Annotated in this window: 15 protein-coding genes; 6 read left to right on the top strand and 9 right to left on the bottom strand. The window is 65.6% G+C overall.

Going from position 1 to position 13897, the window contains the following annotated elements:
• Positions 1-37 precede the first annotated feature (37 nt).
• On the bottom strand, positions 38-1879 hold the full coding sequence (locus tag CG471_RS04730; RefSeq protein WP_099230957.1) for an acetyl/propionyl/methylcrotonyl-CoA carboxylase subunit alpha: 1842 nt from the start codon (positions 1877-1879) through the stop codon (positions 38-40).
• 67 nt (positions 1880-1946) lie between these two features.
• Here CG471_RS04730 and CG471_RS04725 point away from each other — a divergent pair, with 67 nt between their 5' ends.
• Positions 1947-2264: a GIY-YIG nuclease family protein gene (locus CG471_RS04725; RefSeq protein ID WP_099230955.1), complete on the top strand. Its 318-nt coding sequence runs from the start codon at positions 1947-1949 to the stop codon at positions 2262-2264.
• A 95-nt stretch (positions 2265-2359) separates the two neighbouring features.
• Here CG471_RS04725 and CG471_RS04720 read toward each other — a convergent pair whose 3' ends face one another.
• On the bottom strand, positions 2360-3961 hold the full coding sequence (locus CG471_RS04720; protein WP_099230879.1) for a carboxyl transferase domain-containing protein: 1602 nt from the start codon (positions 3959-3961) through the stop codon (positions 2360-2362).
• 39 nt (positions 3962-4000) lie between these two features.
• Here CG471_RS04720 and CG471_RS04715 point away from each other — a divergent pair, with 39 nt between their 5' ends.
• Positions 4001-4339, top strand: a complete 339-nt coding sequence (locus tag CG471_RS04715; RefSeq protein ID WP_004211232.1) for a DMT family protein — start codon at positions 4001-4003, stop codon at positions 4337-4339.
• Between the two features lie 130 nt (positions 4340-4469).
• Here the strand turns inward: CG471_RS04715 and CG471_RS04710 are convergent, their stop codons facing one another.
• Positions 4470-5615 (bottom strand): isovaleryl-CoA dehydrogenase, encoded by a 1146-nt coding sequence (locus CG471_RS04710; RefSeq protein WP_099230877.1) that lies wholly within the window; start codon positions 5613-5615, stop codon positions 4470-4472.
• 85 nt (positions 5616-5700) lie between these two features.
• Between CG471_RS04710 and CG471_RS04705 the strand changes: the two genes are divergently transcribed.
• On the top strand, positions 5701-6573 hold the full coding sequence (locus tag CG471_RS04705; RefSeq protein ID WP_099230875.1) for a LysR substrate-binding domain-containing protein: 873 nt from the start codon (positions 5701-5703) through the stop codon (positions 6571-6573).
• A 152-nt stretch (positions 6574-6725) separates the two neighbouring features.
• Here CG471_RS04705 and CG471_RS04700 read toward each other — a convergent pair whose 3' ends face one another.
• Positions 6726-7571 (bottom strand): DUF4239 domain-containing protein, encoded by an 846-nt coding sequence (locus CG471_RS04700; protein WP_099230873.1) that lies wholly within the window; start codon positions 7569-7571, stop codon positions 6726-6728.
• Positions 7572-7909: 338 nt separating this feature from the next.
• Between CG471_RS04700 and CG471_RS04695 the strand changes: the two genes are divergently transcribed.
• Positions 7910-9091, top strand: a complete 1182-nt coding sequence (locus CG471_RS04695; RefSeq protein WP_257211420.1) for an outer membrane protein assembly factor — start codon at positions 7910-7912, stop codon at positions 9089-9091.
• Positions 9092-9100: 9 nt separating this feature from the next.
• Here CG471_RS04695 and queA read toward each other — a convergent pair whose 3' ends face one another.
• From queA to CG471_RS04670, 5 genes are all read right to left on the bottom strand, one after another.
• Entirely contained in the window at positions 9101-10135 is a 1035-nt protein-coding gene (queA, locus tag CG471_RS04690; protein ID WP_099230871.1) for a tRNA preQ1(34) S-adenosylmethionine ribosyltransferase-isomerase QueA, read from the bottom strand.
• Between the two features lie 25 nt (positions 10136-10160).
• A complete protein-coding gene (locus CG471_RS04685; protein ID WP_004211219.1) occupies positions 10161-10934 on the bottom strand; it encodes a peptidylprolyl isomerase in 774 nt (257 codons plus the stop codon).
• 120 nt (positions 10935-11054) lie between these two features.
• Positions 11055-11567 carry a pantetheine-phosphate adenylyltransferase gene (gene coaD, locus CG471_RS04680; RefSeq protein ID WP_010337450.1) on the bottom strand — a complete coding sequence of 171 codons (513 nt, stop codon included), beginning with the start codon at positions 11565-11567 and terminating at the stop codon, positions 11055-11057.
• 3 nt (positions 11568-11570) lie between these two features.
• Positions 11571-12476, bottom strand: coding sequence for a polyprenyl synthetase family protein (locus CG471_RS04675; protein ID WP_099230869.1), 906 nt, complete (start codon positions 12474-12476; stop codon positions 11571-11573).
• Positions 12477-12484: 8 nt separating this feature from the next.
• Positions 12485-12742, bottom strand: a complete 258-nt coding sequence (locus CG471_RS04670; protein ID WP_004211214.1) for an exodeoxyribonuclease VII small subunit — start codon at positions 12740-12742, stop codon at positions 12485-12487.
• Between the two features lie 190 nt (positions 12743-12932).
• On the opposite strand from CG471_RS04670, the gene CG471_RS04665 reads away from it, so the two are divergent.
• A complete protein-coding gene (locus CG471_RS04665; protein ID WP_004211213.1) occupies positions 12933-13316 on the top strand; it encodes a hypothetical protein in 384 nt (127 codons plus the stop codon).
• Between the two features lie 178 nt (positions 13317-13494).
• A complete protein-coding gene (locus CG471_RS04660; RefSeq protein ID WP_004211212.1) occupies positions 13495-13830 on the top strand; it encodes a glycine zipper 2TM domain-containing protein in 336 nt (111 codons plus the stop codon).
• Positions 13831-13897: the final 67 nt, after the last annotated feature.

Here is a 13897-nt window from a genome sequence, read left to right as displayed (position 1 = left end):
CGATAGTGCAATTATCATTCCATGCAGCCGGATCGGCTCAACCTTCGCTATGATCGATCCGGGCCAGCAATACGCCCTCGCTCACCTGCCCGCCCTCGGCCGCGTTCAGCTCGGCTACCACGCCGTCGAACGGCGCGACCAGGCTATGCTCCATCTTCATCGCTTCCAGCGTCAGCAGCTTCTGCCCCTTGGTCACTGCCTGCCCGGCCGTCACCGCCACCGCAATGATGCGGCCGGGCATGGGCGACAGGATCGCGCCGTCCGACGCCGCACCGCCCGCGCCACCGGCAACACGCCAGGGCGTCATTTCCCAGACCTGCCCGCCCTCGGCAATCAGCACATCCTCCAGCGGCCGGGCGTCGCCCAGACGCGGATCATAGCGCACGGCATGGGGATGACCGTTCAGCAGGAAATTCGCTTCCGCCCGGACCGGCGCATTGAGACGGAAGCCGGCCAGCGCCCCGCCCGGCGTCAGCGCCGCTGCCGCATCGGCCATTGCGGCGTCGGACGGATCGGCCGGCGGCAACAGCGCATCGCCCTCCCGCGCGATCAGGCCGGTGTCGAGCCGGGTCGCCGCGAAATCCGCATTCTCCAGCGCCTTGACCAGAAAGCCCGCATTGGTGCGCAGCGGCCAGATCACCGTATCGTCGAGCGCCGCCGCCAGCCGCAGCCGCGCCGCGTCGCGCGTGTCGCCATGGGCGATGACCTTGGCGATCATCGGATCATAATAGGGCGAAATGGCCGCCCCTTCCTCGACGCCGGTATCGATGCGCGCACCGCCGCCCAGTTCGAACGTGTCGAGCGTACCGATCGAGGGCAGGAAGCCCTTGGCCGGATCCTCGGCATAGAGGCGCGCTTCCATCGCCCAGCCATTGATCGACAGCTGATCCTGCGTGCGCGGCAGCGGCTCGCCCGACGCGACCCGCAACTGCCATTCGACCAGATCCTGGCCGGTAATCTCCTCGGTTACGGGATGTTCGACCTGAAGCCGGGTGTTCATTTCCATGAACCAGATGCGATCGGCGCGTAGCCCGTCCGATCCGTCGGCGATGAACTCGATCGTGCCGGCGCCGACATAGTCGACCGCCTTCGCCGCATTGACCGCCGCCTGGCACACGGCCGCGCGGGTCGCTTCATCCATGCCCGGCGCCGGCGCTTCCTCGATCACCTTCTGGTGGCGGCGCTGGAGCGAACAGTCGCGCTCGAACAGATGGACCACATGGCCATGCTTGTCGCCGAACACCTGCACCTCGATATGGCGCGGATTGGTGATCCATTTTTCCAGCAACACCTGGTCATTGCCGAAGCTGGACGCCGCCTCGCGCCGGCAGGACAGCAAGGCGTCGGCGAAGTCGACCGCGGCATCGACCTTGCGCATGCCCTTGCCGCCGCCGCCGGCGACCGCCTTGATGAGGACCGGATAGCCGATCGCGGCCGCCTCGGCCGCCAGCCGTTCGGGCGACTGGTCCTCGCCCAGATAGCCCGGCGTAGTCGGCACGCCCGCATCCTGCATCAGTGTCTTGGCCGCGTCCTTGAGGCCCATGGCGGTGATGGAGGACGGGTTGGGGCCGACCCAGATCAGGCCTGCATCGATCACCGCCTGGGCAAATTCGGCATTTTCCGACAGGAAACCATAACCTGGGTGGATCGCCTGCGCCCCTGTCGCTTTCGCTGTCGCGATGATCCGGTCACCGACCAGGTAGGATTCGCGCACCGGCGACGGGCCGATATGCACCGCCTCGTCCGCCTCGCGCACATGCAGCGCATCGGCGTCGGCATCGGAATAGATGGCGATCGTGCGGATACCCAGCCGCCGCGCGGTGCGGATGATGCGACAGGCAATCTCGCCACGATTGGCGATGAGGAGGGATTCAAGCACCACAGTCTCCCAATTCGTCATGCTGAACTTGTTTCAGCATCCATTTCGCCGCAGGCTGGGCATTGCGATGGAAAGACAGCCTTGCGTCTATATTTTGAGCAGCAAGCCCTATGGCACGCTCTACATCGGCGTAACGTCCGACCTTGTCGGCAGACTTTACCAGCATCGCACCGATAGCATTGCCGGTTTCACCAGGCGCCACGCCGTCCATCGCCTCGTCCGGTTCGAGATGTTCGGCAGCATGGAGGCCGCCATTCTGCGCGAGAAGCAACTCAAGCGCTGGCACCGGCAATGGAAGATCAACCTGATCGAGAGCGACAATCCGCATTGGGCCGACCTTGCACCCTCCATCGGGCTTCCAGCCTTGCCCCCCGATGGATGCTGAAACAAGTTCAGCATGACGATAGGGCCTAAAGACGCGCGCCCTCCCCGAGACAAGCTCGGGGAGGAATGAGAGGGGCGACATCGCCTCCATCCCGATCACATCCGGAACACGCCAAATTGCGCACGATCGTCCACCGGTGCATTGAGCGCGGCGGCAAAGGCCAGCCCGAGCACATCCCGAGTCTGGGCCGGATCGATCACGCCATCGTCCCACAAGCGCGAGGTCGCGAAATAGGGATTGCCTTCATCCTCATATTTCTGGCGCACCGGCGCCTTGAAGGCCTCCGCCTCTTCCGGCGTCCATTTGGCGGCGTCGCGGTGGACGGTCGCCAGCACGCTCGCCGCCTGCTCGCCGCCCATCACGCTGATGCGGCTATTGGGCCAGGTGAAGAGGAAGCGCGGCTGATAGGCGCGGCCGCACATGCCGTAATTGCCCGCGCCGAAGCTGCCGCCGATCAGCACCGTCACCTTGGGCACCTGGGCCGTGGCCACCGCCGTCACCAGCTTGGCGCCATGCTTGGCGATCCCCTCCGCCTCATATTTGCCGCCGACCATGAAGCCGGAAATATTCTGGAGGAAGAGCAGGGGCACGCGCCGCTGGCAGGCCAGTTCGATGAAATGAGCGCCCTTCTGCGCGCTTTCGCTGAACAGCACGCCGTTGTTCGCAAGGATCGCCACCGGCATGCCCCAGATATGGGCGAAGCCGCAGACGAGCGTGGTGCCGTAGAGCGGCTTGAACTCGTGAAATTCGCTGCCGTCGACGATCCGCGCAATCACTTCGCGCACATCATAGGGCGCCCGCACATCCTGGGGGATGATGCCATAGAGATCGGCCGGATCGAACTTGGGCGGACGCGGGTCGCGCAGGTTGAGGTCGCTCTGGCGATCGGGCTGCAGGGTCGAGACGATGTCGCGCACGATCGACAGCGCATGCTCGTCATTGTCCGCGACATGATCGACCACGCCCGACTTGCGGCCATGCAGGTCGCCGCCGCCCAGATCCTCGGCACTGATGACCTCGCCGGTCGCCGCCTGCACCAGCGGCGGGCCGGCGAGGAAGATGGTGCCCTGGTTGCGGACGATCACCGTCTCGTCCGACATCGCCGGGACATAGGCGCCACCGGCAGTGCAGCTACCCATGACGCAGGCGATCTGCGGGATGCCGCGCGCCGACAGGTTCGCCTGATTGTAGAAGATGCGGCCGAAATGGTCGCGGTCGGGAAAGACCTCCGCCTGGTTGGGCAGGTTCGCGCCGCCGCTGTCGACCAGATAGATGCAGGGCAGCCGGTTTTCGAGCGCGATTTCCTGCGCGCGCAGATGCTTCTTCACCGTGACCGGATAGTAAGTGCCGCCCTTCACCGTGGCGTCGTTGCAGGCGATCATCACCTGTCGCCCGGACACCCGGCCGATACCGGCGATCATGCCGGCGCCCGGCACCTCGTCGCCATATTGGCCATTGGCGGCGAGCTGGCCGATCTCCAGAAAGGGCGAGCCGGGATCGAGCAGCCGTTCGACGCGATCACGCGGCAGCAGCTTGCCGCGCCCGGTGTGCTTGTCGCGTGCGGCCGGCGATCCGCCCAGCGCCGCGTCGGCAACCTTGGTACGCAATTCTTCCGCCAGCGCGCGATTATGCGCGGCATTGGCGCGGAAGCCTTCGCCATCGGGCGACAGCTTGCTGTCCAATACGGGTGCGCTCATGCCCTCGCCTTCCCGGCGTCCGCGTGCCACAGAGCAGATATGCCCACCATCATCCTCCTCATCCTCTCCAACCTGTTCATGACCACCGCCTGGTACTGGCACCTCAAGGGCGGCATGAACAAACCGCTGATGCTGGTCATCCTGATCAGCTGGGCGATCGCCTTCGTCGAATATTGCCTGGCGGTGCCCGCCAACCGCATCGGCTTTGCCCATGGCTGGTCCGCCGGACAACTCAAGATCGCGCAGGAAGCCATCGCCCTCGTGATCTTCGGCATCTTCATGGTGACGGTGCTGGGCGAACCGCTCCACTGGCGCCACGCAGCGGCCTTTGCCTGCATCATGGCGGCGGTCGGCTTCCTGTTCGTCGGGCGGAGCTGAATCAAGGAAGAATAGTGCCAGCCTGCACGCCCACCCGGCCGCCCACGACAGTATCCTGATTGGGTGGCCGGGTGGGGGTGCGGGCCGGTGCGGCCAAATGCGCTCTTTCGCGCATTTGCAAACAGACTCCTCACGCGCCGATCAGTTCGCGACCGATCAGCATCCGGCGGATCTCGTTGGTGCCGGCCCCAATGTCGAGCAGCTTGGCGTCGCGCATATAGCGCTCGACCGGCCAGTCCCTGGTATAGCCCGCGCCGCCCAGCGCCTGCACCGCCTCCAGCGCGACCTTCATCGCATTTTCGCTGGCGAGCAGGATGGCGCCGGCCGCGTCGAAGCGCGTGGTCTTGCCCGCGTCGCAGGCGCGCGCCACGGCATAGACATAGGCGCGCGCGCTGTTGAGCGCGACATACATGTCGGCGACCTTGGCCTGCATCAGCTGGAACGCGCCGATCGGCTTGCCGAATTGCCTGCGCTCGCGAACATAGGGCAGCACCGTGTCGAGGCAGGCCTGCATGATGCCGAGCTGGATGCCGGCGAGCACGGTGCGCTCATAGTCGAGGCCCGACATCAGCACGCCCGCGCCGCCATTCAGCGGCCCCATGATGTTCTCCTCGGGCACTTCGCAATCGTCGAACACCAGTTCGGCGGTCGGACTGCCGCGCATGCCGACCTTGTCGATCTTCTGGCCGATCGAGAAGCCGGCAAAGCCCTTCTCGATCAGGAAGGTGGTGATGCCCTTGGAGCCCTCACCGGTCTTGGCATAGACGACCAAAGTGTCCGCCTCGGTCGCGTTGGTGATCCAGAATTTGGTGCCGTTGAGGACGTAGCGATCGCCCTTCTTCTCGGCCTTCAGCTTCATCGACACGACATCGGAACCGGCGCCGGCCTCCGACATGGCGAGGCTGCCGACATGTTCACCGGAAATCAGCTTGGGCAGATAGCGCGCCTTCTGCGCCTCATTGCCCCAGCGGCGGATCTGGTTGACGCAGAGATTGGAGTGCGCGCCATAGCTGAGACCTATGGAGGCGGAGGCCCGCGCCACTTCCTCCTGCGCCACCACATGCTCCAGATAGCCCAGGCCCAGGCCGCCATCCGCCTCGTCCACGGTGATGCCGTGCAGGCCAAGTGCGCCCATGGCGGGCCACAGGTCGCGGGGGAACCAGTCCCTGGCGTCGATCTCCGCCGCCAGAGGGGCGATATGATCGGCGGCAAAACGGGCGGTGCTTTCGCGGATCATGTCCGCATGTTCGCCCAGGGCGAAATCGAAGTCGGTCATTGGCATCTCTCCTGCGCCGCACCCTAGTCCTGAACGCAGCAAGGGAAAAATTGAAACCACGGGCAGGAGTGTATAGTTTCCATCTATGATCGAACGTTATCTGCTGCGCTATTTCCTGGCGGTCGTGGACCAGGGCAATTTCTCCCGTGCGGCGGCGCATTGCCTGGTGTCGCAGCCGACCCTGTCGGTCGGCATCGCCAAGCTGGAACAGGCGGTCGGCGCGCCCTTGTTCCTGCGCAGCAACCAGCGGGTCGAACTGACCGAGGCCGGCAGTCGCCTGCTGAGCCACGCGCGGCGGATCGAGCGCGAGTTCAACCTGGCCGAACAGGCGGGCGCGCAGACGACCGAAATCCAGACGCTGCGCATCGGCCTGCTGACCAGCATCGCCGGCGCGCCGGTGGCGGCCGCGGTCGCCGCCTGCCCGGCCGAGGCCCGCGGGCGGGTGGAGTTTATTCCAGGATCGGAGCGCGAACTGCTCGGGCGACTGGATGCCGAGCGGATCGACGTAGCGCTGACCCTGGTGCGGCCGGGCGCGGAGGACCGCTATGCAGCGCAGATATTGGCAGAGGAAGCCTATGGCCTGGCCCTGCCCGTCGACCATCGCCTCGCCGAGCGCGAGACGATCGCGGCGGAGGAATTGGCGGGCGAGACGATGATCGTGCGCCGCCATTGCGAGGCGCTGTCGGCGACCAGCCGCTATTTCGTCGATCGCGGCATCCGCCCGCATTTTGCCTATCGATCGACCAATGACGAGCGGGTGATGCAGATGGTGGCGGCCGGCCTGGGCGTCACGGTGATGCCGCTGCGTTATGAATGGCCCGGCATGGCGCGCGCGGCGCTGCGCGACTTTGGCGAACGGCGAATGATCGGCCTGCTTCATGGTCCGCGCGCCATTCCCCTGCGCGAGACGCCACCGCCGATGCTGCGCGCATTGGCGGTGGCGTTCGGCAAATTCTAAGAGAGTGGTTGAGAAATCGCGAAAGAGCGATTTCCGATACGGCACCAGCCCGCTCCCCCACCCGGCCACCCATAGAATACTGCCGTTAGGTGATCGGGTGGGGGAGCGGGCTGGTGCCGGAATGGGCCGGATGGCGCATTCTCAAACAGACTCTAGATCGCCGGCGCCGCGACCGGCTTGCGCCAGATGTCGAAGGTGCCGGGCGGCTGCTGCTTCAGCGTCTCGCGCAGTTCGATCATCGGTCCCTGGCTTTCGACGATATTGCCGCCCGCCGGCCGGTCAATATCGATAATCAACATGTAGGACATGGTGAAGAGCAGGAACAATATACCCGCCAGCATCCGCCCCTGTGTTTCCGACCGAGCATAGCCCAGCATCCCCGCGGTCACCGCGATATAGAGCCACAGCGCCAGGAACACCTCGCCCGGCACCCGGACCTTGCGCGCCGCCTTGCGCGCGCTGTCCATGTCGATCACCTCGTTGACGGTCGAATGGAGAGAGGAGGCCAGCGCGGAATTGCCGATCGTGTCGGTCGCCGCCAGCGTGCCGGCCCATAGCTCGACCAGCAACCTATCGCTGGCGACGACCAGCGGCGCCATCTTGTCCGGGCTGGCCGTGCCCAGTTCGACGCGGTTATTGGTGTAGTTGACCAATATTTGCGACAGGCGCGTGCGATGCGGTTCGGGCAGGCCCTGGACGCGCAGATAGCTGGTGCCGATGGCATTGGCTTCCTGCAGCACCAGCGCCCGGCGCGTTTCGAACCGGCCGACCGCCAGCGCGAAGGTGAAGCCCAGCAGCAGCGCAACCAGGCCGATCACGGCGGAGACGATATAGCCCTCCGCCCCGCCTTCTTCCTTGGCGCCCTTGTGCGTCAGCAGCAACCGCACGCGCCGCCGCAGGACATAGCCGGCCGCCGCCGTCAGCATCATGGTTGCCAGCATCAGCAGCCCGACCAGCAGGATGGGCAGCTTGTCCAGAAATTCCGCCAGATTGGCCATATGACCCCCTCAGTCTATCGGGGGCAGCATGTCCCGTTTCGGGGGCCGGGAGCCATCGGGCGAAACACCGGCATGGCTCAGGGATTATCCCTAGTGGTGACCGGTCGGCGCCGGGCTTCCATGACGATAGCCCGACGCGAGAGCAAGGCACCCCATGCGCAGGGGCGTCGCCATTTCAGCCGCTTGCGCATGCCCTGCTCCGCAGCCCGACCGGGCATAGTCCCCCGAACATCATGGCGCAATTGGACGGCTGCGCCATCGAGCCGCGCAGGGGCGCCCGCCACGCTTCAGTGTTTGTCCCGATGGTTCGCCCGTCACCGATGGGGGATGGAGAGAATATGGCCATCCGCCCCGCCCTTTTTGCTGGCCCACGCATGATCCGGCGCCATCGTCTCGGGTGGCTGGCGCTCGCATCCTTCCCCTGCCTGTCATCGGGCATGGCGACGGCCCAGAGCGAGACCGACGCGAACAGCCTGTCACGCGCCCTGCCCGCCGAAGACAGGGCTGCAGCCTCCCCCACCCGCAAGCCCCAGATCCTCTTCGCGCCCGTGCCGCTGTCCAATCCGGCAACCGGCACCGGCCTCGCCGCCGGTGCCATCGCCTTCTACAATCCCAATGCCGCGCCCCAGCAGTGGATCAGCGCTGGCGGCATCATCTATACCTCGCGCGGGACCAGGGGCGTCGGCGCCTTTCATTCCATGTCGTTCGACAAGGATCGGCTGCGCTTCAGCGCCAGCCTCTCCTATATCGACGATCGCAACGACTATTATGGGATCGGCGCGGCTGCGGGCGATGACGGCATCCATCGCGAGATCGACAGCAAGCAGTTCAACATCGACCTCCAGGCGTTGATGCGCGTCTTCCCGCGCGGCTATGCCGGCATCCGCTACCGCCTGCGCACCACCGACGCGCGGCTGAAAGAGGCGGAGGTCGAATCCTTGCCGGCGCCGCCGCCCGACGCCATGAACAGCAATCTGTCCGCGATCGGCCCCAGCTTTGCCTATGATACGCGCGACAGCGCGACCCAACCGCATCGCGGCGTGATGTTGAGCGCCAACTGGCTGTTCGGCCTGCGCGCCCTGGGCGACAGCTATAGCCATGACAAGTTGCAGATGGCCGCCAACAGCTATCTGCCGATCGGCGCCGGCACGGTGATCGCACTGCGGGGCGCGCTATGTGCCGCCGGGGGCAACGCCCCTTATTATGATCTGTGCCTGTTCGGCGCGAACAACGATCTGCGCGGCTATGTCACCGGTCGCTATCGCGACAAGGCCAGTTGGGCGACGCAGGCCGAATGGCGCCAGCATGTCAGCGGCCGCTGGGGCGCAACCGCCTTTGTCGGGCTGGGCGGCATCGCGCCATCGGCCGGCACGATCATCGACAAGGGCAAGCTGCTGCCGGCCGGCGGCATAGGCCTGCGCTATCGTCCTTTCCGCAGCAATGACGTGCAGTTGCGCGTCGACCTTGCGGCGGGAAAGGACGATCATGCCGTCTATGTCGGGATTGCGGAGGCGTTCTAGCCGCCAGGTTCAGCCCTGCGGCAGCAGCAGCGAGGAATCCCCATAGCTGTAGAAGCGGTAGCCTTCCTCGATTGCGTGGCTGTACACGGATTGCATTTTTTCCGTGCCCATCAAGGCGCTTACCAGCATGAACAGGGTCGATTTGGGCAGGTGAAAATTGGTCATCAGCCCGTCGATCGCGCGGAAGCGATAGCCGGGCGTGATGAAGATGCGGGTTTCGTCGGCGAAGGGGCGGATCACGCCATCCTCACCGGTCGCGCTTTCGAGCAGGCGCAGCGAGGTAGTGCCGACCGCGATGATCCGGCCGCCGGCCGCGCGCGCGGCGTTCAGGCGATCGGCCGTGTCCTGATCGATCCGGCCCCATTCGGCATGCATGCGATGGTCGTCGGTATCGTCCGCCTTGACCGGCAGGAAGGTGCCCGCGCCGACATGCAGGGTCAGCGTTTCGGTCAGCACGCCGGCCTGCGCCAGTGCGGCGGTGAGGTCGGGCGTGAAGTGCAGCGCGGCGGTGGGGGCGGCGACCGCGCCATCCTCGCGCGCGAACATGGTCTGGTAATCGCTGCGGTCACGCTCGTCGGTGGCGCGCTTGCTGGCGATATAGGGCGGTAGCGGCATGCGCCCGGCCCGCTCCAGCAGGATCTCGACCGGTTCCTCGCCCTCGAAATCGAGGGTGACGCCGCCATCGTCGTCGCGCGGGCCGGCGATCGCAGTGACGCCGGCGCCGAAATCGATCCGGTCGCCATCCCGCACCCGCTTAGCATTGCGCAGAAAGGCCTGCCACTGGCGCAAGCCCAGCCGCTTGTGCAGGGTCGCGCCGATCCGTGCCTCGCCCCGCATCCCTTCCAACTGGGCGGGAATGACGCGAGTGTCGTTGAAGACCAGCACATCGCCCGCGCGCAGCAGCGATGGCAGGTCGCACACGATGCGATCCTCCATCGCGCCGTCGCCGGGCACAAGCAGAAGGCGCGCCGAATCGCGCGGGTTGGCCGGACGGAGCGCGATATTCTCCGCCGGCAGATCGAAATCGAACAGGTCTACACGCATGGCGATGGCCCTTCCGGGCGCAAACTCACTTCTTCTTGGGGGCCGGCTTCTTGGCAGGGGCAGCCGGCTTCTTCGACGGCAGCGCTGCGGGTTCGGGCGCCGGCGGCGGGGGCGGCGGTGCCAGCACCGGCGGCTTGCCGTCGCTCTCGATCGAGGCCTGCAGGATCACGGTCGGGTCGGCCGGCGGTTCGCCCTCATGGATCGCGTCGACATATTGCATGCCTTCGATCACGCGGCCGAAAACGGTATATTTCTTGTCGAGCTGCATGCGCGGCAGCAGCACGATGAAGAACTGGCTGTTGGCGCTGTCCTCGCTCTGGGCGCGGGCCATGGACAGGGTACCGCGCAGATGCGGCATCGGGTTGAACTCGGCCTTGAGGTCAGGCAGCGTCGAACCGCCGGTGCCGTCGCCCTTGGGATCGCCGCCCTGGGCCATGAAGCCGGGGATGACGCGATGGAACTTCAGGCCATTGTAGAAGCCCTGGCGGGTCAGTTCCTTGATCCGCTCGACATGGTTGGGGGCGATGTCGGGGCGCAGCTGAATGCGCACGCGGCCGCCGCTCGACAGATCAAGATCCCAGATATTCTGCGGGTCGGCCGGGATGGTCGCCGGCGGCAGCTGCGGCGTCAGCTGCGCGCCCAGCGACTTGGCATTCTGCTCCGCCTTCGCAGCGGTCTCCGCCTTCTTCATTTCCTCGGCACCGCCGCCGCCACCGCCGCCACCCTGGGCGAAGGCCACGCTGGACGCGGTGAGGGCGAAACCGATCGCCACGGTCTTGAGCGCGGAAGTGAAACGCATGCGAATAAGCTTTCCTTAGATCTTGCCCGGGAAGGTCAAGCCGTCCTGATAGCGCCCTGATCGGGATTGGCAACTGAACGCGGGCTGAAACGAGACGGCAACAATGAAGGCAACCCGTTCCTAACCCTGCCCCTTGAGGCCGAGCGCGGCAACCCGCGCCTCCACCTCCTCGCGCACGGCGGGGCTGACGAACTTGTGGATCGGCCCGCCATAGAGGGCTATTTCCTTGACCAGGCGCGACGCGATCGGCTGCAACGAGACGTCGGCCATCAGGAAGACGGTTTCGACCCGGCTGTTGATCTGCTGGTTCATGCCCGCCATCTGATATTCATATTCGAAGTCGGCGACGGCGCGCAGGCCCCGGATAATGACGCTGGCGCCCTGCGATTCGGCAAAGTCCATCAACAGCGAGTTGAAGCCGGTGACGACGATTTCGGTGTCGATGTCCGCACATTCGCGGCGAACCATGTCCAGCCGCTCCTCGTCGGAAAACATCGGCGACTTGCTGATGTTTGTGGTGACGCCGATCACCAGCTTGTCGACCAGCTTCGCGCCGCGGCGGATGATGTCCATATGGCCAAGAGTGATGGGATCGAAGGTGCCGGGATAGACACCGATACGCGACTTGCTCATGATCTAGCGGTCCCTCTCCACAATATAGTCGGCAATGGCGCGCAGCAGGTCCGCCTCCGCGCCATGACCGTGCAGGTGCGCCTTGGCCTGTTCAACGAGCAGGCGCCCCTGTTCCCGCGCCCGGTCTACCCCCAGGAGCGAGACGAAGGTTTCCTTGCCGGCGGCGGCATCCTTGCCCAGCGCCTTGCCGGCGAGGGCCGCGTCGCCCTCCACATCGAGCAGGTCGTCGGCAATCTGGAAGGCAAGGCCGATGTCGCGGGCATAGCCGTGCAGGCCGGTGCGCGCTTCGACCGGGATGCGCGCCATGATGGCGGCGGCATCGACGCAGAAGCCGATCAGCGCGCCGGTCTTGAGATTTTGCAGCCGGGTGACGGTGGCGAGATCGAAGCGGGTCTTTTCCGCCTCCAGGTCCATCATCTGCCCGCCCGCCATGCCGGCCGGGCCGCTGGCGACGGCGAGTGCCTTTACGAGGTCGATGCGGACGAAGGCATCGGGATGGGTCTGTTCGTCGGCGAGGATTTCGAAGGCGAGATCATGGAGGCAATCGCCGGCCAGGATCGCGGTTGCTTCATCGAACGACTTGTGGACGGTCGGCTTGCCGCGCCGCATATCGTCATCGTCCATCGCCGGCAGATCGTCATGCACCAGCGAATAGACATGGATGCATTCGATCGCGAGGCCAACGCGCAGCGCGGATTCGCGGGAAATGTTGAACAGGTCGCAGGTCGCCTGCACCAGCAGCGGCCGCAGCCGCTTGCCACCCCCGATCGCGGCATGGCGCATCGCTTCATAGAGGCGATGGCGCGGATCGTCGGGGATCGCCAGCAGCGCCTCGAACGCCCGGTCGATATCGGCCGCGACCGTTGCCGCACGGGCGGCGACCAGCGCACCTGCCGCGCTCCGTTCCATGCAGTGGGTCAATCCGCGCCGAACGGCTGGGCGCCGGTGATGGCGCCGCCGGCATCGACGGTCAGCTTGCTGATGCGCGCCTCTGCCGCCTGCAGCCGCTCGGTGCAGCGCTTGCGCAGTTCTTCGCCCTGGGCATAGAGCGAGATCGACTCATCGAGCGGGACATCGCCGCTTTCCAGCCGGCGGACGATCGATTCGAGTGCGCGCAGCGCATCCTCGAACGACAATTGGGACAGATCCTTTTGCGGGGTATTTTCCTCAGCCATGCGCCTGCATTGACCGCCCCTGTCCACGGGGTCAAGCGCGGATGACATGGCAGCAGACCTAAGGCCGCTCAATAGTGGGCCAATCCCGCCGCTGTCACGCAAACGTCATGACGTCGCTGCACAGGCGTGGCGGAATTCGGGCAGTTTTGCGTTGACGCACAATGTTGCAAGCGCACATAAAAGGATCGCTATGAAATATTATCTCCCCCTCATCGCCGTTGCCGGCCTGACCATGCTGTCGGCCTGCAACAAGAGTGACGAACCCGAAGTCGTCGGCGGCCCCGCCGATCCGATGGCTGCCCAGCTTGCCAACGCCGCGCCGGTCGAGCTGCCGCCGTCGGTCAAGGCCAACAAGCAGTTCCGCTGCAAGGACAACAGCCTGTTCTTCGTCGACTATATGAGCGACGACAAGAGCGCGATCCTGCGCACCGAAAAGAATGGCGCGCCCACCATGCTGAAGGCGGCCGAAGCCGGCCAGCCCTTCACCGCCGAGGGTGGTTATGAGGTCAAGGGGTCGGGCAACGACGTGACGATCACCGTCCCCGGCAAGTCGGCGCAGGCCTGCCACGTCTGATCGCAGCATCGCCTGAGTCTTTTTTCTGACAGGGGCCGGTTCTTCCCTAGGAACCGGCCCTTTTTTCATGCCCGGTGCCTTTCCTGAACGACAGATAACGTGCCGGTTCAGGATGTTGCCAGCCAGCCGGTGGCAGAACAGCCTCGTACCAGAAATAAACAGGTCGAGGAGATGACCCATGAACTTCAAGAAAAGCCTGATCGCCATGGCCCTGGCGACCGCAACCGTCGCCACCGCCGTTCCGGCGACCTCCTTCGCCCGCGGCCATGATCGTGGCTGGCACCGTGGCGACCGCCATTATGACCATGGTCGCTATTCCGACCGTCGCGGCTATCGCGGTGACTATCGCTGCCGCAAGTCGGGCGGCACCACCGGCCTGCTGCTGGGCGGCGTTGCCGGTGCCCTGCTGGGCCGCGCGGTCGACACCCGCGGCGATCGCACCACCGGCACCGTCGTCGGCGCCGGCGCCGGCGCCCTGGCCGGCCGCGCGATCGACCGCAACAGCAGCTGCTAAGCGACTTAAGGGCGGTGGCCATGACTTGGCCGCCGCCTCCCCATTGTGAATCCCGCGCCACGCGTCT

It is taken from the genome of Sphingobium sp. IP1, assembly GCF_002708645.1.
Lineage (GTDB): Bacteria > Pseudomonadota > Alphaproteobacteria > Sphingomonadales > Sphingomonadaceae > Sphingobium > Sphingobium yanoikuyae.
This window is presented reverse-complemented; position numbering and strand designations above follow the sequence as displayed.

Bases quoted from the DNA above. Each gene is read 5' to 3' on its own strand.
- CG471_RS04685 (WP_004211219.1), bottom strand. From the start codon at position 10,934: ATGCGTTTCACTTCCGCGCTCAAGACCGTGGCGATCGGTTTCGCCCTC.
- CG471_RS04670 (WP_004211214.1), bottom strand. From the start codon at position 12,742: ATGGCTGAGGAAAATACCCCGCAAAAGGATCTGTCCCAATTGTCGTTC.
- CG471_RS04695 (WP_257211420.1), top strand. From the start codon at position 7,910: ATGGCCATCCGCCCCGCCCTTTTTGCTGGCCCACGCATGATCCGGCGC.
- CG471_RS04665 (WP_004211213.1), top strand. From the start codon at position 12,933: ATGAAATATTATCTCCCCCTCATCGCCGTTGCCGGCCTGACCATGCTG.
- CG471_RS04675 (WP_099230869.1), bottom strand. From the start codon at position 12,476: ATGGAACGGAGCGCGGCAGGTGCGCTGGTCGCCGCCCGTGCGGCAACG.
- CG471_RS04715 (WP_004211232.1), top strand. From the start codon at position 4,001: ATGCCCACCATCATCCTCCTCATCCTCTCCAACCTGTTCATGACCACC.
- CG471_RS04725 (WP_099230955.1), top strand. From the start codon at position 1,947: ATGGAAAGACAGCCTTGCGTCTATATTTTGAGCAGCAAGCCCTATGGC.
- queA (WP_099230871.1), bottom strand. From the start codon at position 10,135: ATGCGTGTAGACCTGTTCGATTTCGATCTGCCGGCGGAGAATATCGCG.
- CG471_RS04705 (WP_099230875.1), top strand. From the start codon at position 5,701: ATGATCGAACGTTATCTGCTGCGCTATTTCCTGGCGGTCGTGGACCAG.
- CG471_RS04700 (WP_099230873.1), bottom strand. From the start codon at position 7,571: ATGGCCAATCTGGCGGAATTTCTGGACAAGCTGCCCATCCTGCTGGTC.
- CG471_RS04710 (WP_099230877.1), bottom strand. From the start codon at position 5,615: ATGACCGACTTCGATTTCGCCCTGGGCGAACATGCGGACATGATCCGC.
- coaD (WP_010337450.1), bottom strand. From the start codon at position 11,567: ATGAGCAAGTCGCGTATCGGTGTCTATCCCGGCACCTTCGATCCCATC.
- CG471_RS04660 (WP_004211212.1), top strand. From the start codon at position 13,495: ATGAACTTCAAGAAAAGCCTGATCGCCATGGCCCTGGCGACCGCAACC.
- CG471_RS04720 (WP_099230879.1), bottom strand. From the start codon at position 3,961: ATGAGCGCACCCGTATTGGACAGCAAGCTGTCGCCCGATGGCGAAGGC.